Raw genomic sequence first — 17,493 nt, 5'->3', positions numbered from 1 at the left:
TGAAAGAAATATAAAAACACAGCTCTGGTCGGTAGTCCAGACGCATGATTTCATGTCAGTAACCTTCCCCTCCGGGATGTCCAATATTTCTAATTTTATTAAAGGAGGGGCTGTCAATGGATTTGACAGTATATCACGAAGGTCAATTTTTTGTAGGAATTATTACGCATAAAGAAAAAGGGAAATTGTATGGAGCGAGGTATATTTTTGGAATGGAACCTTCAGACGAGGAAGTACTTATATTTGTGAATGGTCCAATGTTAGCATATTTCCAGCACGTTGCAAAATGTGGTGTGGACGTTAAAGAAAAACAGCGTCCAAAAAATATAAAACGTATCATACGAGAAGCAGCAAAAGAAGTAAATGTAAAACGTTTTACAAAGGCACAAGAAGCAATTAGTTTATCTTATGAACTGCATAAACAAGAACAGAAAGTGCAATCTAAAGAGAAACGGGAAGCTGAAAAGCAGAGAAAACGTTTTATAAAAGTACAAAAAGCAAAGCAAAAACATCGTGGTCATTGAGAAAAGGTGTTAGAGCAAGAGCTCTAACACCTTTTCTATGCTTAAATACAAGTAAACTTACTTGTATTTCATAAACATTAACTGGTAAGATACAAATAGGTAGATTTAGAGGAGGGAAAAGATTGATTAATTTTAACTTTTTTATGAATGATGTTGTTCGTCAAGCGCGTGAAGAGATCGTTTCTGCTGGATATACAGAATTAACGACACCAGAAGCAGTTGAAGAAGCGTTTAAAAGAAATGGTACAACACTTGTAATGGTAAACTCTGTATGTGGTTGTGCAGGTGGTATTGCTCGCCCTGCTGCTGCGCATTCCGTACATTATGATAAACGTCCTAACCATCTTGTAACGGTGTTTGCAGGTCAAGATAAAGAAGCAACAGCAAGAGCTCGTGAATATTTTGAAGGGTATCCACCTTCTTCTCCATCATTTGCTTTATTAAAAGATGGAAAAATTGTAACGATGGTAGAACGTCATGAAATTGAAGGTCATGAACCGATGCAAGTTATTGCGAAATTACAATCGTATTTTGAAGAGAATTGTGAAGAACTATAAATAAGTGAAAAGGCGGTACGCCCACGATTAAGTGGGTGTACTGCTTTTTTTATTAATTATACAAAACGATGGAATATACATCATCTTGTTTTGTTATGCAGTTTTTTATGCATTGAGAATGCGTTATTTAATGTTATTTTATTTATTTTTATTTTATATATTGCATAAAAATAAAACTGCTGATACAATACAAACATCGAATAAATATTCTATTAAACTTTTAAATATACATTATTAGGGGGAAGAAAGATGAAGAAGTTATTATCGATATCGTTTGCACTTATTTTAATTGTAAGTATGTTTAGTGCGTGTAGTAATGGGGACGTAAAAGAAGAAAACGGAAATAAGAAAGTACTTGTAATGGGAACTTCAGCAGACTATAAACCTTATGAATATGTAGAAGCTTCAAAGAGTGATGAAATTATTGGCTTTGACATTGATATTGCAAAGTATATCGGAAAAGAACTTGGGTATGAAGTGAAAGTGAAAGATATGGATTTTGGTGGTTTATTAGCGTCTCTTAGCTCAGGAAAAGTTGATTTTGTAATGGCAGGTATGACGCCAACGGCAGAGCGTAAAAATAATGTAGATTTTACAGATATATATTTTGTTGCGAAAAACATGATTGTTTCTAAAAAGGATTCTAACATTAAATCAGTAGAAGATTTAAAAGGGAAAAAAGTAGGGGTACAAACAGGATCTATTCAAGAAGAGAAGGCGGCGGAATTTAAAAAACAAGTTGATTTCAAAGCTGAGGGACGTGACCGTATACCAGAAATTGTACAAGAAATTAAAGCGGGTCGTTTTGATGCGGCGATTTTAGAAGATACAGTAGCGAAAAATTATTTAGAGAAAATGAAAGATTTACAAGGAATTGAAATTAAAGAAGCACCAGAAGAAGTAGGAGCGGCAATTGCCCTTCCGAAAAACAGTGATAAAACAGCTGAATTTAATAAAGTGATTAAAAAAATGCAAGAAAACGGAGAAATGGATAAATTAGTGAAGAAGTGGTTTGGCAGCGGAAAATAAGCTGCCTTTCGCTTTTCTGTGAAGGGAATGAAAAGAATGAACTTGGATTTTTCAGCGATTACGCCTTCGATACCGTATATATTAAAAGGGCTAGAAGTTACTTTGAAAATTGTAGCAGTATCAGCTTTAGCAGGATTTATTTTAGGAACGTTATTAGCACTTTGTAAGATTGCTAGAATACGAGCATTAAATATAGCGGCAGATCTTTATACATCAATTTTCCGTGGTACACCACTTGTATTGCAATTAATGATTATTTATTTCGGTGTCCCGCAAATAATTGGTTATGAGATACCAGCCTTTTTAGCGGCTGTACTAGCATTTAGTTTGAATTCAGGTGCATATATGTCAGAAGTCATCCGTGCCGGCATTCAAGCGGTTGATAAAGGACAAACAGAAGCAGCGATGGCTTTAGGAATTCCATATGGAAAAATGATGCGAAATATTATTTTTCCCCAAGCTTTAAAAAATATATTACCGGCACTTGTAAACGAGTTTGCGACGCTTACGAAAGAGTCGGCTGTAGTAACAGTAATAGGTGCGACGGATTTAATGCGCCGCGCTTACATTGTAGGCGGTGAAACGTTTAAATATCTTGAGCCGCTACTATTTGTTGGTCTGATCTACTATACGCTAGTCATTATTCTTACATTAGTCGGGAAGGCAATTGAAGGGAGAATGAAAAAAAGTGATTAAAATTGAAAACCTTCATAAATCATTCGGGAAAAACGAAGTATTAAAAGGCATTACAACAACGATTGAAAAAGGGGAAGTAGTTGCAATTATCGGACCGTCCGGATCAGGGAAATCAACATTTTTACGCTGTATGAATTTGTTAGAAGCACCAACAAATGGTCACATTTGGATTGGAACGGAAGAAGTAACGAATCCGAAAACGAATATAATGCACGTTCGTGAAAATGTAGGAATGGTATTTCAGCATTTTCACCTATTCCCTCATATGACTGTATTAGAAAATATTACGTATGCTCCTATCAATGTAAAAGGAGTAACGAAACAAGAGTCTGAAAAGAAAGCCGAGAAACTTTTAGAAAAAGTAGGCTTGTTAAATAAAAAAGATACGTATCCGAATCGCCTTTCAGGGGGACAAAAGCAACGTGTAGCGATAGCGAGAGCGTTAGCGATGGAACCGGAAGTAATGTTATTTGATGAACCGACATCTGCTCTAGATCCAGAGATGGTGAAGGAAGTGCTAGAAGTTATGAAATCATTAGTGACGACAGGAATGACGATGGCTATCGTTACACATGAAATGGGATTTGCAAAAGAGGTGGCAGATCGCGTTCTTTTCTTAGACGGAGGAAACCTTGTAGAAGACAGTCCGCCAGCACAATTTTTTGCAGCACCAAAAAGTGAACGTGCGCAACAATTTTTACAAAAAATATTGTAATATGAAAAGGTTATGTGAATAATAAGTAGAAAAGGATGACATTGTGTCATCCTTTTTTTATACTAACTGTAAATACGTTTATACATATAGGAGTAATGATATGTTTAAAATTGGATACCGTACAGTAAAAACAGCAATAGGGACAGGAGCGGCAGTTTTTATTGCTCAGTTATTAGGGTTAGAATTTTATAGTTCAGCAGGTATTTTAGTTATATTATGTGTACAAAATACGAAGCGTAAATCACTTCAAGTATCGGTACATCGATTTTTAGCTTGTGTATTATCAATGGTATTCGCATTTTGCATTTTTGAAACAATTGGCTATACCCCACTTGCAATTAGCGTATTATTACTTACATTTATTCCGACTGCAGTTATGTTGAAAATTCAAGAAGGCATCGTCACGAGTTCAGTTATTGTTATGCATCTATATTCATTGAAACACATTACATGGCTTATAGTTGGAAATGAAATTGCTATATTAACGATAGGAATTAGTGTGGCGTTATTAGTGAACATGTATATGCCAAGTAGTGAAAATAAGCTAAGAGAGTATCGGAATAAAATAGAAAGTAATTTTAAAACGATATTGTTTGAAATGGTTGTGTATTTACGAAATCGAGAAAGTAGTTGGAGCGGGGCAGAACTCATTGAAACCGAGAATATGCTAAATGAAGCAAGAGATTTATCTTTTAAGAAGCTTGAGAATGCATTTATGCGCGAAGATGATTATTACTATCGTTACTTTAATATGCGCATGCAACAATTCGAAATTTTAGAGCGAATGATACCATTGGCAGCCTCTTTATCGTGGACATATGAACAAGCTGATATGATTGCCGATGTTGTTGAAAATATTGGGAATGCAATTAGCCCTGAAAGTACAGGTGTTATTTCCTTAAGGCAGCTTCAAGAAATGAGAGAATTGTTTAGAGAAATGCCGTTACCAGTCACACGTGAAGAATTTGAAATACGTGCAAAACTTGTTCAACTTGTATATGAAATGGAGCAATATTTACTCATTAAAAGTCGCTTTAAGGGAAAGGATAATATAAAAGAACTTATATAGAAGGTAGGAATTATTTATGCCGTATCTTCTCTCTTTCATATTATGTCTTTCTTTATCGCCGATTTGGCCTCTTGGTGATAATCCACGTGCCGGAGATCCTTTCATTATTGTAAATAAAGCGACGAATAAACTAGCTTACATTGACGATGGGAAAATTCAAAAGATTTTTCCCGTAGCGACAGGAAAAACGAATGAATTAACCCCAGAAGGAACTTTTGATATTGTAATGAAAGCGAAGGATCCGTACTATATTGCAAAAGATATTCCAGGTGGTTCACCAAAAAATCCACTTGGATCAAGGTGGATTGGGTTTAATGCAAGAGGAACTGATGGGAGTAAATATGGAATACATGGAACAAACCAACCAAGTTCAATTGGAAAGTATATTTCACAAGGATGCATAAGAATGAAGAAAAACGATGTGGAATATTTATTTGATCGCATTCCAATTGGAACAAAAGTGTGGATTGTGAAGTCGAAAAAAACATTTCAGCAATTGGCAAAAGAAAAAGGTGCCATTGCATATGAAAAAGCCAACGCAAAGGTTGGCTTTTTCTTTTATTATAAGTTGTCTTGACATGTGTACATAACCATGCGTTAATGAAAATATAGAAAGATAAAGTGAAACTTTAATCAGTGCGAGGTTATTCCCCGTTAATGCGGGATAAAAATAGGTAAAGGGGTTGCTCATATGTACTTGAATCCAAAAATTTCGTATATGCAGTTTTTTATTGGCTTTCTATTTGTGATTACATTCATATTGGCAACTTTTAATATATGCTCTTACGTTGTAGCGATTGTATTGATGGCATTACTTAATCTTACTTTTGTTATTGGGGCGTTTCAGCAGAAACAGTACACGAGTTTTGTGATAGCGTTAGTAATGGCATTTTCCTTTAGTATTGTAGCGGTTGTGTTTTATATAAAATAAACCATCTCGATGTCGAGATGGTTTATTTTATTATGTGTAAAACGTAAAAAAAAGGACGAACACATCGCCCTTTTTACCAAAACATACTTGCGCCAGCAAGTAATGTTGTTACAAGCATAGAAATTAGCATGATATAAACCATAACTTTTTGAGCTTTTTTATGCATCGTTAAACCTCCTTGCAAATCAGTACACCTTCATTGTAACGAGAAATGAAACTGTGGACAAGGGGAGAGAAAGGACAAATTTCGGGAAGGGGTTGCAAAATATAACAGGAAATTTAAGTATGCATAGAGAATATATTAAAAGATAGATTGTGAGTTTTTGTTTTGCAAGCTGAAGAATGGAGATACGATGATGAAAATATATGAGACAGGTCGCTTACATTTAAGGGAAATCGATGAGTCGTATGCTGAAAAAATTCTTCAATATTACGACAGAAATCGTGAATTTTTAAAAGCTTGGGAAGAGTATAGACCGGAGGATTTTTTTACGTTAGATTATCAAAAGAAAAAGCTACAAAAGGATAGAAAAGAGTTTACAGAAGGTAAGATCATTAGGCTATGGATTTTTAAAAAAGGTGATGACACGAAAATAATTGGCTGTATTTCATTTAATTTAATCGTTCGTGGTATTTATCAATCTTGTGTACTCAGTTATAAATTAGATAAGGAAGAGTTAAATAAAGGTTATACGACAGAAGCGCTTAGAAAAGCAATTGCAGTTGCTTTTGAGGAATTTCATTTACATCGTATAGAAGCACCAATTATGCCGCGTAATTTAGCATCTATACAAGTAGTGACGAAAATAGGCTTCCAGTATGAGGGTGTATCTAGGAAGATGTTAATGGTAAATGGAGTGTGGGAAGATCATATGCGCTGGGTATTGTTAAATGAGTAATCGAAAGCAGATGGTTATCTAGACATATAAACCGTCTGTTTTTTGTCTTGTATTTCGAAACTTTTGCGAAATTCTGTTATAATTAGTAGTGTTACATACATAATGGTAGTGCAGGAGGCGCAGTCTTATGATTAATCAAGAACGTTTAGTAAATGAATTTATGGAATTAGTACAAGTAGATTCTGAAACGAAATTTGAAGCAGAAATCTGCAAAGTATTAACAAAGAAATTTACAGATTTAGGTGTAGAAGTATTTGAAGATGACACAATGTCTGTAACTGGTCATGGTGCAGGTAACTTAATTTGTACTTTACCAGCAACAAAAGATGGCGTGGATACAATTTACTTTACTTCTCATATGGATACAGTAGTTCCTGGTAATGGAATTAAGCCTTCTATTAAAGATGGATATATCGTATCAGATGGTACTACAATTTTAGGTGCGGATGATAAAGCAGGATTAGCGTCAATGTTCGAAGCAATTCGTGTATTAAAAGAGAAAAATATTCCTCATGGTAAAATTGAATTTATTATTACAGTTGGAGAAGAATCTGGACTTGTTGGTGCAAAAGCATTAGACCGTGAGCGCATTACAGCGAAATATGGTTACGCATTAGATAGCGATGGAAAAGTTGGTGAAATCGTTGTTGCAGCTCCAACACAAGCGAAAGTGAACGCAATTATTCGCGGGAAAACAGCTCATGCTGGTGTAGCACCAGAAAAAGGTGTATCTGCAATTACGATCGCAGCGAAAGCAATTGCGAAGATGCCACTTGGTCGTATTGATTCTGAAACGACTGCAAATATTGGACGTTTTGAAGGTGGTACACAAACAAATATCGTTTGTGATCATGTACAAATCTTTGCAGAGGCTCGTTCTTTAATCAACGAGAAAATGGAAGCACAAGTTGCGAAAATGAAAGAAGCATTTGAAACAACTGCAAAAGATATGGGTGGTCAAGCAGACGTTGAAATAAACGTTATGTACCCAGGATTTAAATTTGCTGATGGCGATCACGTTGTAGAAGTTGCAAAACGTGCAGCTGAAAAAATTGGTCGCACACCTTCTCTTCACCAAAGTGGTGGCGGAAGTGATGCAAACGTAATTGCAGGACACGGTATTCCAACAGTTAACTTAGCGGTTGGTTATGAAGAAATTCATACAACAAACGAGAAGATTCCTGTTGAAGAATTAGCGAAAACAGCAGAATTAGTTGTTGCAATTATTGAAGAAGTAGCGAAGTAATAAAATAAAAAAGACGTGTGAACCAATTATGGTTTACACGTCTTTTTTATTTTGATTCAACTGCTTTCACTAGGCGGATAAACCAATATAAGAAAATCCATGGCAGTATATAAGTTGTTACGATACTTAGTAAACGAGGGAGGAGTCCAGCTGTATTAATATTAAAAATCGGGAGTAGTAAGTAATTAATTAAGAGGATTAATATAATAATGAGAAAGATATAGTTAAGTTTACTATTAGATTTCATAATAAGTCACTACTTTTACAATAATATCCATCTTACGTATTAAGTATAGCAAAAATAAGGATAAAAAGAATAAGTAATTATTATATTGTACATGAATTTGGTATAATGAAGGAACAAATGTTCTTTGGAGGGGGTAGTACTATGCGAGAAATGTATCCGAAAAATGGCCGTGTTATTTTACATGTGGATATGAATTGTTTTTTCGCATCTGTTGAAATTGCTCATGATTCATCATTACAAGGAAAGCCATTAGCGGTTGCTGGAAATGAAAAAGAGAGAAAAGGAATTATTATAACGTGTAGTTATGAGGCGAGAGAATATGGAATACGTACGACGATGCCTCTTTGGGAAGCGAAAAGGTTATGCCCACAATTAGTTGTAAGGCGTCCTAATTTCACATTATATCGTGAAGCTTCATTTCAAATGTTTCAAATCCTTTCCCGTTTTACAGAAAAGATACAACCAGTCTCTATAGATGAAGGATATTTAGATATTACAGATTGCTATGCACTCGGTTCGCCTCTTGAAATAGCAAAGATGATCCAACAAGCGTTGTTAACAGAGTTACAGCTTCCGTGTAGTATTGGGATTGCTCCAAATCTTTTTCTAGCAAAGACCGCTTCAGATATGAAAAAGCCACTTGGTATTACTGTACTTCGAAAACGTGATATTCCAGAATTGATTTGGCCACTTCCAGTTGGAGCCATGCATGGAATTGGTGAGAAAACAGCTGGAAAATTAAATGATATTCATATACAGACAATTGAACAATTGGCAAAGGGAGACGAGCATATCATTCGCGCTAAAATTGGAAAGCACGGTGTTGATTTACAAAGGCGTGCAAAAGGTATGGATGATAGAGAAGTTGATCCGAGTCAAATGGGACAGCATAAAAGTGTCGGTAATTCGACGACCTTTTCAAAGGATATGGATGAAGAGAAAGAGTTACTTGATATGTTAGAACGTTTATCAAAATCAGTGAGTAAAAGATTACAAAAGCGAACTCTTGTCAGCTATAATATTCAAATTATGATTAAATACCATGATAGGCGAACGATAACACGGAGTAAGCAATTGAAAAATGCAATTTGGGAAGAACGCGATATTTTTCAAGCAGCATCCCGTTTATGGAAGCAACATTGGGACGGTGATTCCGTTCGTTTATTAGGTGTTACAGCTACTGAAATAGAGTGGAAGACAGAATCGGTGAAACAATTAGATTTGTTTTCATTTGAAGAGGATGCGAAAAAAGAACCGCTACTTGCTGTCATTGATCAAATTAATGATAAGTATGGAACACCGCTTTTACAACGAGGTAGTCAACTACTACGTAAGCAAGAGAAGTCGTTTCAACAAAAGTTAGAAAATAAGTTTATGTAGAAGGTGTCATGAAGTAGTAAATATCATGACACCTTTCATATTTAACTCGCTTCTAAATTTAAAGAAGTCTTCCACCCAGCAGCAGTAACGCCAGATTCTAATAACATTCTACTTATTATTTTTTCAATTAAGATAGCCGCATTTGTCTTGCAATGTAATGTAGCCTGTATACAGACTTTTTGCTTAGAATCTACATCTTCACTATATAACTCTTTTAAACCGAGACCTTCTGTACTTACCATGTGCATGAGTAAAAAACGAATATGTGCTTCATTTTCTTCGGAACAAGTAAGAGAAAGGAAGTAGTTTGTTTGTTCAGGTGATTCTTCTTTTGATTTTTTATTCATAAAGAGAGCGATCGGGCGAAGTAGTATATTTGCTAGTAAAACGCCGGTTGCACCTAATATAGCTGCAAGGAGAAAACCAGCGCCTGTAAGAGTACCGACAGCAGCAGCACACCATAAAGTAGCCGCAGTATTTAATCCTCTAATACTAAAACCGTCACGGATAATCACACCGCCTCCTAAAAAGCCAATCCCACTAACAACTTGAGCAGCAATACGTGAGGGGCTAGCATCATGATCAAGCATGACGGATAATAAAACAAATATACAGGCACCAAGTGATACGAGAGCATTTGTCCGTAAACCGGCCATCCGGTGTCTCCATTGCCTTTCCATTCCGATGCAAGCACCTATAATAATTGCGATAAATAATCTTAATACAATGTCATACCATACCATCATGGTCACCTCCATACATATAAGTACGTGTTATGTTTTTAAGAATGAGTGGGAGTACCCACTCATTCTCGTTTTTATCCCGTTATTTGCGGGCAGTAAGACCCCTACCTCAAAATTAAGCGAAAACAAAACAGTTAGGTGGGGGTCGGGCTGCCCGTAAAAGCCCGATTGGTGTGGGCTAATAATCAGTGGGGGATGAAAAAACCCCCCACTGATTAAAGTTTCACTTTATAACCAGCTATGAAACTTTTTAATATAAACTTTTTTCAGGAATTGTGTTAAGAAAGCATAGCCTAATAGTATTCCTACTAGCCAAGGGAAATAGCTAAGTGGTAATGCTTGTAAACCAACGGCCGCACCAAGCGGTGAGAATGGAATATAAATTCCGATTGCCATAATACAAGCGGTTAATAAAAGTACCGGTGCTGATGCAGTACTTTGAATGAATGGAATCTTCTGTGTTCTTATCATGTGAACGATTAAAGTTTGTGTGAGCAGTCCAACGACAAACCAACTAGATTGGAATAATGATTGTTCGCTAGGTGTATTTGCACCGAAGACATTCCACATGACTACGTATGTGATAATATCAAATATGGAACTAATTGGACCGATACAAATAATGAAGTTCCGTAAGTTTGCAGTATCCCATTTTCTCGGTTTTTCTAAAAATTCTTTATCCATTTTGTCCCATGGAATAGACAGCTGTGAAATATCGTAAAGCAAGTTTTGAATTAAAAGGTGAATGGCAAGCATCGGTAAAAAGGGAATGAAAGCACTTGCCACTAACACACTAAATACATTTCCAAAGTTAGAGCTAGCCGTCATTTTAATATATTTTAAAATATTTCCGAACGTAGTGCGTCCTTCTAAAATACCCGCTTCTAATATAGTTAAACTTTTTTCAAGTAGAATAATATCGGAAGACTCTTTTGCGATATCAGTTGCAGTATCAACAGATATTCCAACGTCAGCATCACGTAGTGCTACGGCATCGTTAATACCATCCCCCATATAACCTACTGTATGACCGTTCCCCTGTAAGGCACGAATAATGCGAGATTTTTGCATTGGATTTAGTTTTGCGAACACTGTTGTTTCTTCGGCTAGTTTTGCTAATGCTTTATCTGGTAAAGAATCGATCTCGTAGCCAAGGATAGGCTCACCAATATCCAATCCAACTTCTTTACAAACTTTTTTTGTAACAATTTCATTATCACCAGTTAAAATTTTTACTTGTACACCATGTTTCTGTAATGCTTGAATAGCAACAGCTGCAGATGGTTTCGGTGGATCTAAAAAGCCAATATATCCAGCGAGAATCATATTAGTTTCATCTTTTACCGTGTACTCTTCATCATTTATTTTTCTATCTTTTTTATAAGCTACAGCAATTACACGCATACCTTCGCCATTCAATGTCTCACTTAGTTGTTTGACATTTGAGCGCATTTCCTCGGTAAGTTGAACAATCTTTCCGTTTGATTTAGTGTAGTTACAAATGGATAAAATTTCTTCTACGGCACCTTTACAAACCATTGTATGTTCACCTGAGATGTCTTTGACGATGACGGACATGCGACGGCGGGCAAAATCAAATGGAATTTCATCTAGTTTTTGAAACGTTGAAGGGTCGAACTTTTGTTTTTCTTCTGTATGCTCAATAACAGCTTTATCTATTAAATTTTTCAATCCGGTTTGATAGAGGCTATTTAAATATGCAAACTGTAATACACGATCGCATGTATTACCAGTAGGATCTAAATGTCTAACAAGAACAACTTTATCCTCTGTCAATGTCCCAGTTTTATCTGTACAAAGAATGTTCATCGCGCCTAAGTTTTGAATAGAATTTAGCTGTTTTACAATAACTTTTTGCTTAGACATGTTCACAGCACCTTTAGCTAAATTAGCAGTTACAATCATTGGTAACATTTCAGGTGTAAGACCAACTGCAATAGCGATAGCGAAGAAGAAAGCTTCTTGCCAATCACCTTTTGTGAATCCATTAATGAGAAGGACAATGGGCGCCATAATAAGCATGAATGTAATTAAGAGCCAGCTTACTTTGTTTACACCTTTATCAAAGCTTGTTTCTGCGCGCTTTCCGATTACTTTATTCGCTAAAGAGCCGAAATACGTATCGGTACTTGTTGAAACGACAACAGCATTTGCGCTACCACTTACAATATTCGTACCCATAAAGCAAAGGTTTTCCATATCGAGTGGATTGAAATTTTTTTTCATATTTTTCGGTAAGATATGCTGGTTTTCTGTATGGTAGCAGTTTTCGTATTTTTCTACAGGAAGTGCTTCCCCAGTTAATGAAGACTGATTAACAAATAAATCTTTAGCCGATAAAATACGCACATCAGCTGGAACGATGTCACCGGCTGAAAGTGAAATAATATCGCCAGGTACAAGTTCTTCAATTGGAATTTCTATTGTATAATTTCGATTTAAATTCGTTACGTTTTTTGTTTCGTGTACAAATCCATCTATTCTAAAGACGCTCGCGGTTGTTCGAACCATAGCCTTTAATTTATCCGCGGCTTTTTGAGAGCGGAATTCTTGTAAAAAGCGAATCGTTGAACTTAGAAGTACCATTACAGATACGACAATTGTTCCTTGCATGTCATCTGTGAAAAAAGAGAGCGCTCCAAGAGCTAATAAAACAAAAATAAATGGATTTTTAAATGCCAGCAGAAATTGGATGTACCAAGGCAACGTTTTATTATGAGCAATTTCGTTCGGACCATATAAAGAAAGTCTACGGGACGCTTCTTGTTTAGAGAGTCCATTTTCTGTAGTTTCTAGAAGTTTTAATGCAGAGTTTATATCTTGTGTTGCAACTTCCACTAATACTTTGTTATTTGTTTGCATGCTATCTTGATCGTAAGCATGCTTTGTTTCTTGTCTTTGTAAATTTAACATCGGTAGTTCCTCCTTTGTCATGAAGGAGGAAACAATCTGTTACTCGACTATTTAAAATTAGGAGGAACAGCTTCTTTCCTACCTACATGATGAAATATTAACGTAAAACATATGGGTATCTGGGCCGAATCATCACTTGCCACTGTTCCTCACCTCCGTCCAATTTAATAGTTTCTGAATATGCTATGTTTGTTTCATAGTCAGGTGCATAAAGACATAAAAAGACCTTTACTCACAACGAGTAAAGGTCTGAATTCACAGTTAAAAAACGTCCACACGAAAGCCTGTTAGTAAACATAGCTAAAAACAGTTTTTGTGTATGACAAAATACATGCACCTCTCCCTCGTTGAGTTTTAGCACTGTATAGCATAGGTACTGAAACCAGCTACGTTAAAAAAGGCCTTCATTCCGACCTTTCCTGTTGACCCATTGGCGTCTCTCGACATTTTTGGGCAGCAGCGTTTCTCTATACAGGAGCCTCACCTAACAGAGACCATATTCAATTACATGTTGAATGTTAGCACTGTAAAATCGTAGTGTCAATATCTTTTTAATCTGTTTTTTTGAAAAATCAAATAGATTTATGAAGGGTATATAGTATGAAATAAGTTGTATTTTTTGAGAATAAGTTGGAAAAATAAAAAATAATGAACATAAATAAAAAGCACTCATTACAGTGCTTTTTATAATAGATTATGAGATTGTAGGATTTTCAAAAATAACAATTTCTGAGTTACTTGTTGTTGAAACACGTTGTGCGTAATATGTTAAAGCTGAAGAAATATATGTTGGTAATGTCTCATTTGTATGTGATGTTGTATATTCATGGATTAATTCTTTTAAAGTCGTCCATTCTAATTGTGCTGGGTGATCAGACACGAAAGAACTTACCCAGCGATCAAATGAAGATGAAAAATCAGTTTGTAAACGAAATACTTCTTTCATAATAAAACGCTCCCTTAAAATGTAGTACAATCATTTTACCACAAAACACGAACGATAGCTAAATTTTTTAAGTATAATGTTCGTGTTATATAGTTGTCTAGATGATTGGTTATGTAAATTCAATTTGCCATTTGAAATAACATTCCGTAAGATGAAAGATAGATTATATAAAGAGCTGGAGGAAAGAAAGTGGAATTTGTATTTTTAGGAACTGGTGCAGGTGTTCCTTCAAAAGGAAGGAATGTTTCAGCAATTGCTTTGCAGTTGTTAGAAGAACGAGGACAGACTTGGTTATTTGATTGTGGCGAGGCGACGCAACATCAAATACTACATACGTCTGTACGTCCACGCCGCATTGAAAAAATATTTATTACGCATTTACATGGCGATCATATTTTTGGATTGCCGGGTTTATTGGGTAGCCGTTCGTTTCAAGGTGGAACAACAAAATTAACAGTGTACGGACCAAAAGGAATTAAACAATTTATTGAAGTGGCATTATCAGTAAGTACGACACATGTGAAATATCCACTTGAAATCGTTGAGATAACAGAAGAAGGTACTGTGTTTGAAGATAATGAGTTTTATGTAGAAACGAAAAAATTGTCACATGGCATTGAATGTTTTGGATATCGTATTGTAGAGAAAGATATACAAGGTGTTCTTTTAGTCGATAAATTGCTCGAAATGGGAGTGAAACCAGGGCCAATCTTTAAGCGTTTAAAAGATGGAGAAGTAGTTGAATTAGAGAATGGTACGATACTAAATGGAAAAGATTTTATCGGTCCGCCTCAAAAGGGAAGAATTATTACCATTTTAGGTGATACACGATATTGCGAAGCGAGTAGAGAGCTAGCACAAAATGCTGATGTACTTGTTCATGAAGCAACTTTTGCGGCAGACGATGAACAACAAGCGCATGATTATTTTCATTCCACATCTAAGCAAGCTGCGAGCATTGCACTTCATGCAAATGCGAAACGATTAATATTAACTCACATTAGTTCTCGTTATCAAGGAGATACATATAAGGAATTATTGAAAGAGGCACGAGAGTTATTTCCTAATACAGAAATAGCGACAGATTTAAAATCATTTCCAGTAGAAAAATAATGATTTTTTGAAAAATGGTAACATTAGGTTACCATTTTTTTATGTCTAAAAAATTTTAAAAATAAAACTGTTATTATTTTATACTTAAACTTGGATGATACAGAAACTTAGAATGGTTTGAATATATAGGATAAAAATACGTAATAATGATTATTTAGAAAAACTGTTATATAAGTCAGATGACATACAAGTAATACAAATAGCAGAAAGGGACTTTTATTCAGAACTTTTAAAATTCAACAAAAGTAAGCGTTTTATAAAAAACAAGCTATAATGAGGGCAGATTACAATTTATTATAAGTCACATGCATATTAGTCATTGTCGTAACAAGTGAAGTTGACTAAAACATGAGAGAGTAATATGGAGATTATAATAGGAAAGATATCATTATTTGTACTAAGTCTTTTTTACTTTTTAGCTAAACGGTATGATTAGCTAGTGTAGCTGTTGCAAGTGCTTTAGTAGAAGCTTTTTTAATAATAAGTTGGTGGGGATTTAATTGGTATACCACTCTTTAAAAGAGTTCAGAACATCAGCAGGTAGTCTAGGTTGAGTAGCGGGTGCAAATTTAGTTGTATTAGCAATGGTTATATCACCTGTTTATGCTATGCTTGCAATGGCTTCTGTGTTAAACTTTGGATTGCTACCAGGATTTATTGCTGGTTATCTTATATCGTTTTAAATGAAAGTAATGCTATATTTCTTATGTATTATGGTATCTGGTATTATTTCAGGATATTGGTTCATTTTATTCAAAAACTATCCAATTCGTACAGCGGAACAAATTCGTGGTAGAACTGGAACAGCAACAAATGTGGCAGCTTAATAAAATAGTAGAATAAATTTTTTTCATAGAGGTTTAGGGGGAGTTATGATGAAGTACCGCTCAGTGTTTGATATTATTGGTCCGGTTATGATTGGTCCATCAAGTTCACATACAGCAGGCGCGGCAAGAATGGGGCAAGTTGCTCGTCAGCTGTTTCGTCATGAGCCAGAGAGAGTTAGCATTTCATTATATGGTTCATTTGCAAAAACATACCGTGGTCACGGTACGGATGTAGCGCTAATCGGTGGAATACTTGGATTTGAAACAGATGATTTACGTATTCCAAGTGCGTTAGATATTGCAAAAGAACGCGGGATTGAAGTGGAATTCATTGAAGAAGATGCAAATGCTCCGCATCCAAATACAGCGAAAATTCGTCTGTATAAAGGTGAAGAGGAAATTGAAGTTGTTGCTTGCTCAATTGGTGGCGGTAAAATTGAAGTTGTAGAATTAAACGGATTCGATCTTCAATTAACAGGCACGAGTCCAGCACTACTTATTGTAAATAACGATCGCTTTGGTGCTATCGCAGCTGTAGCTTCCATTCTTGCGAAACACGAGATTAACATTAGTACAATGAGCGTTTCTCGTAAAGAAAAAGGAAGAAGAGCGCTTATGGTCATTGAAACAGATGAATTGTTAGCAGATGAAGTGATTGAAGAAATAAAAGGGCAACAAAATATTTGTCAAGTAACTATTATGGATTAATTGTAGGGGGGACACACCATGTTTCGGAACGCAGCGGAACTAGTGGCGCAAGCTAAAGAACAAAATGTAAAAATCGCAGAAATTATGATTCAATGTGAAATGGAAACAAGACATATTTCACGTGAAGAAGTAATTGCTGGTATGGAAAAGAACTTAGTCGTGATGGAACAAGCAGTAGAACGTGGTATTCGCGGCGTGAAATCACCAACTGGTTTAACTGGCGGTGATGCTGTAAAAGTTCAAGCGTATATGAAGAGCGGAAAAGGCTTATCTGGAGATACGATTTTGGACGCAGTGAGTAAAGCTGTTGCAACAAATGAAGTAAACGCGGCGATGGGGATTATTTGTGCAACACCAACAGCAGGTTCTGCTGGAACAGTGCCAGGTGTACTGTTTGCACTGAAAGAAAAATTACAACCTACACGTGAAGAAATGATTGAATTTTTATTTACAGCAGGAGCTTTCGGTATGGTAGTTGCGAATAATGCTTGTATTTCTGGTGCGGCAGGAGGATGCCAAGCAGAAGTTGGTTCAGCAAGTGGAATGGCAGCGGCAGCAGCAGTTGAGATGGCTGGTGGAACACCAGATCAAGCAGCTACAGCGATGGCAATTTCATTAAAGAATATGCTTGGTTTAGTGTGCGATCCTGTTGCAGGACTTGTAGAAGTACCTTGTGTAAAGCGTAATGCAGCGGGTGCTTCAAATGCGATGATTTCAGCGGATTTATCATTAGCTGGTGTAACGAGTACAATTCCATGTGATGAAGTGATTGAGGCAATGTTTAGAATCGGACAAACGATGCCAGTAGCACTTCGTGAAACAGCTGAAGGCGGGCTTGCAGCAACACCGACAGGTCGTCGTCTACAAGAAGAGATTTTTGGAAAGAGTAATAACTAAAAGTATATGATGATAAAAAATGGAGCTCAAGT

Annotated in this window: 20 protein-coding genes and 1 riboswitch; of the genes, 15 read left to right on the top strand and 5 right to left on the bottom strand. The window is 35.9% G+C overall.

Going from position 1 to position 17,493, the window contains the following annotated elements; all coding sequences use genetic code 11:
- Positions 1 to 116: 116 nt before the first annotated feature.
- The 8 genes from JDS98_RS15055 to JDS98_RS15020 all read left to right on the top strand — a co-directional run bounded on the left by JDS98_RS15055 (position 117) and on the right by JDS98_RS15020 (position 5,521).
- Positions 117 to 524, top strand: coding sequence for a YjdF family protein (locus JDS98_RS15055; RefSeq protein WP_097957983.1), 408 nt, complete (start codon positions 117 to 119; stop codon positions 522 to 524).
- Between the two features lie 143 nt (positions 525 to 667).
- Positions 668 to 1,081, top strand: coding sequence for a BrxA/BrxB family bacilliredoxin (locus tag JDS98_RS15050; RefSeq protein ID WP_001979317.1), 414 nt, complete (start codon positions 668 to 670; stop codon positions 1,079 to 1,081).
- Between the two features lie 249 nt (positions 1,082 to 1,330).
- A complete protein-coding gene (locus JDS98_RS15045; RefSeq protein ID WP_000735467.1) occupies positions 1,331 to 2,110 on the top strand; it encodes a transporter substrate-binding domain-containing protein in 780 nt (259 codons plus the stop codon).
- 36 nt (positions 2,111 to 2,146) lie between these two features.
- Positions 2,147 to 2,806, top strand: a complete 660-nt coding sequence (locus JDS98_RS15040; protein WP_001046918.1) for an amino acid ABC transporter permease — start codon at positions 2,147 to 2,149, stop codon at positions 2,804 to 2,806.
- Positions 2,799 to 3,521 (top strand): amino acid ABC transporter ATP-binding protein, encoded by a 723-nt coding sequence (locus tag JDS98_RS15035; RefSeq protein WP_087969709.1) that lies wholly within the window; start codon positions 2,799 to 2,801, stop codon positions 3,519 to 3,521. The genes JDS98_RS15040 and JDS98_RS15035 overlap by 8 nt, the downstream gene beginning before the upstream one ends.
- A 100-nt stretch (positions 3,522 to 3,621) precedes the next feature.
- Positions 3,622 to 4,590 (top strand): aromatic acid exporter family protein, encoded by a 969-nt coding sequence (locus tag JDS98_RS15030; protein WP_000472694.1) that lies wholly within the window; start codon positions 3,622 to 3,624, stop codon positions 4,588 to 4,590.
- A gap of 16 nt (positions 4,591 to 4,606) precedes the next feature.
- Positions 4,607 to 5,167, top strand: coding sequence for a L,D-transpeptidase (locus tag JDS98_RS15025; RefSeq protein ID WP_097957986.1), 561 nt, complete (start codon positions 4,607 to 4,609; stop codon positions 5,165 to 5,167).
- A 114-nt stretch (positions 5,168 to 5,281) separates the two neighbouring features.
- A complete protein-coding gene (locus tag JDS98_RS15020) occupies positions 5,282 to 5,521 on the top strand; it encodes a DUF3894 domain-containing protein (RefSeq protein ID WP_000281159.1) in 240 nt (79 codons plus the stop codon).
- A gap of 73 nt (positions 5,522 to 5,594) precedes the next feature.
- Here JDS98_RS15020 and prli42 read toward each other — a convergent pair whose 3' ends face one another.
- Positions 5,595 to 5,687 carry a stressosome-associated protein Prli42 gene (gene prli42 / locus JDS98_RS15015; RefSeq protein ID WP_000549039.1) on the bottom strand — a complete coding sequence of 31 codons (93 nt, stop codon included), beginning with the start codon at positions 5,685 to 5,687 and terminating at the stop codon, positions 5,595 to 5,597.
- Between the two features lie 187 nt (positions 5,688 to 5,874).
- Here prli42 and JDS98_RS15010 point away from each other — a divergent pair, with 187 nt between their 5' ends.
- Together JDS98_RS15010 and JDS98_RS15005 are read left to right on the top strand one after the other, a co-directional pair.
- Positions 5,875 to 6,420 carry a GNAT family N-acetyltransferase gene (locus tag JDS98_RS15010; protein ID WP_002044843.1) on the top strand — a complete coding sequence of 182 codons (546 nt, stop codon included), beginning with the start codon at positions 5,875 to 5,877 and terminating at the stop codon, positions 6,418 to 6,420.
- A 127-nt stretch (positions 6,421 to 6,547) separates the two neighbouring features.
- Positions 6,548 to 7,666: a tripeptidase T gene (locus JDS98_RS15005; RefSeq protein WP_000609819.1), complete on the top strand. Its 1,119-nt coding sequence runs from the start codon at positions 6,548 to 6,550 to the stop codon at positions 7,664 to 7,666.
- A gap of 46 nt (positions 7,667 to 7,712) precedes the next feature.
- On the opposite strand, the gene JDS98_RS15000 is transcribed toward JDS98_RS15005, so the two are convergent.
- On the bottom strand, positions 7,713 to 7,913 hold the full coding sequence (locus tag JDS98_RS15000; RefSeq protein WP_081339628.1) for a hypothetical protein: 201 nt from the start codon (positions 7,911 to 7,913) through the stop codon (positions 7,713 to 7,715).
- Positions 7,914 to 8,054: 141 nt separating this feature from the next.
- Between JDS98_RS15000 and JDS98_RS14995 the strand changes: the two genes are divergently transcribed.
- Entirely contained in the window at positions 8,055 to 9,293 is a 1,239-nt protein-coding gene (locus tag JDS98_RS14995; RefSeq protein ID WP_199634012.1) for a DNA polymerase IV, read from the top strand.
- Between the two features lie 41 nt (positions 9,294 to 9,334).
- Here JDS98_RS14995 and JDS98_RS14990 read toward each other — a convergent pair whose 3' ends face one another.
- The 3 genes from JDS98_RS14990 to JDS98_RS14980 form a co-directional block, all read right to left on the bottom strand.
- Positions 9,335 to 10,036, bottom strand: coding sequence for an MgtC/SapB family protein (locus JDS98_RS14990; RefSeq protein ID WP_000262353.1), 702 nt, complete (start codon positions 10,034 to 10,036; stop codon positions 9,335 to 9,337).
- Positions 10,037 to 10,264: 228 nt separating this feature from the next.
- Positions 10,265 to 12,970: a magnesium-translocating P-type ATPase gene (mgtA, locus tag JDS98_RS14985; RefSeq protein ID WP_199634011.1), complete on the bottom strand. Its 2,706-nt coding sequence runs from the start codon at positions 12,968 to 12,970 to the stop codon at positions 10,265 to 10,267.
- A gap of 331 nt (positions 12,971 to 13,301) precedes the next feature.
- Positions 13,302 to 13,469, bottom strand: a riboswitch (M-box (ykoK) riboswitch).
- A 195-nt stretch (positions 13,470 to 13,664) separates the two neighbouring features.
- Complete coding sequence (locus JDS98_RS14980) at positions 13,665 to 13,916, bottom strand: DUF3932 family protein (RefSeq protein WP_000665712.1); 252 nt, start codon at positions 13,914 to 13,916, stop codon at positions 13,665 to 13,667.
- A 189-nt stretch (positions 13,917 to 14,105) separates the two neighbouring features.
- On the opposite strand from JDS98_RS14980, the gene rnz reads away from it, so the two are divergent.
- The 4 genes from rnz (at position 14,106) to sdaAA (ending at position 17,461) form a co-directional block, all read left to right on the top strand.
- Positions 14,106 to 15,029 (top strand): ribonuclease Z, encoded by a 924-nt coding sequence (gene rnz / locus JDS98_RS14975; protein ID WP_000397436.1) that lies wholly within the window; start codon positions 14,106 to 14,108, stop codon positions 15,027 to 15,029.
- Positions 15,030 to 15,712: 683 nt separating this feature from the next.
- Positions 15,713 to 15,856, top strand: a complete 144-nt coding sequence (locus JDS98_RS14970) for a hypothetical protein (RefSeq protein WP_000867046.1) — start codon at positions 15,713 to 15,715, stop codon at positions 15,854 to 15,856.
- A 48-nt stretch (positions 15,857 to 15,904) separates the two neighbouring features.
- Positions 15,905 to 16,564 carry an L-serine ammonia-lyase, iron-sulfur-dependent subunit beta gene (gene sdaAB / locus JDS98_RS14965; RefSeq protein ID WP_000877455.1) on the top strand — a complete coding sequence of 220 codons (660 nt, stop codon included), beginning with the start codon at positions 15,905 to 15,907 and terminating at the stop codon, positions 16,562 to 16,564.
- Positions 16,565 to 16,582: 18 nt separating this feature from the next.
- The gene (gene sdaAA, locus JDS98_RS14960) at positions 16,583 to 17,461 is read left to right on the top strand and encodes an L-serine ammonia-lyase, iron-sulfur-dependent, subunit alpha (protein ID WP_000489451.1); all 879 of its coding nucleotides are present in this window, start codon (positions 16,583 to 16,585) and stop codon (positions 17,459 to 17,461) included.
- The last annotated feature ends 32 nt before the right edge of the window (positions 17,462 to 17,493 follow it).

It is taken from the genome of Bacillus cereus group sp. N11, assembly GCF_016483605.1.
In the GTDB taxonomy this organism is placed as follows: domain Bacteria; phylum Bacillota; class Bacilli; order Bacillales; family Bacillaceae_G; genus Bacillus_A; species Bacillus_A toyonensis.
This window is presented reverse-complemented; position numbering and strand designations above follow the sequence as displayed.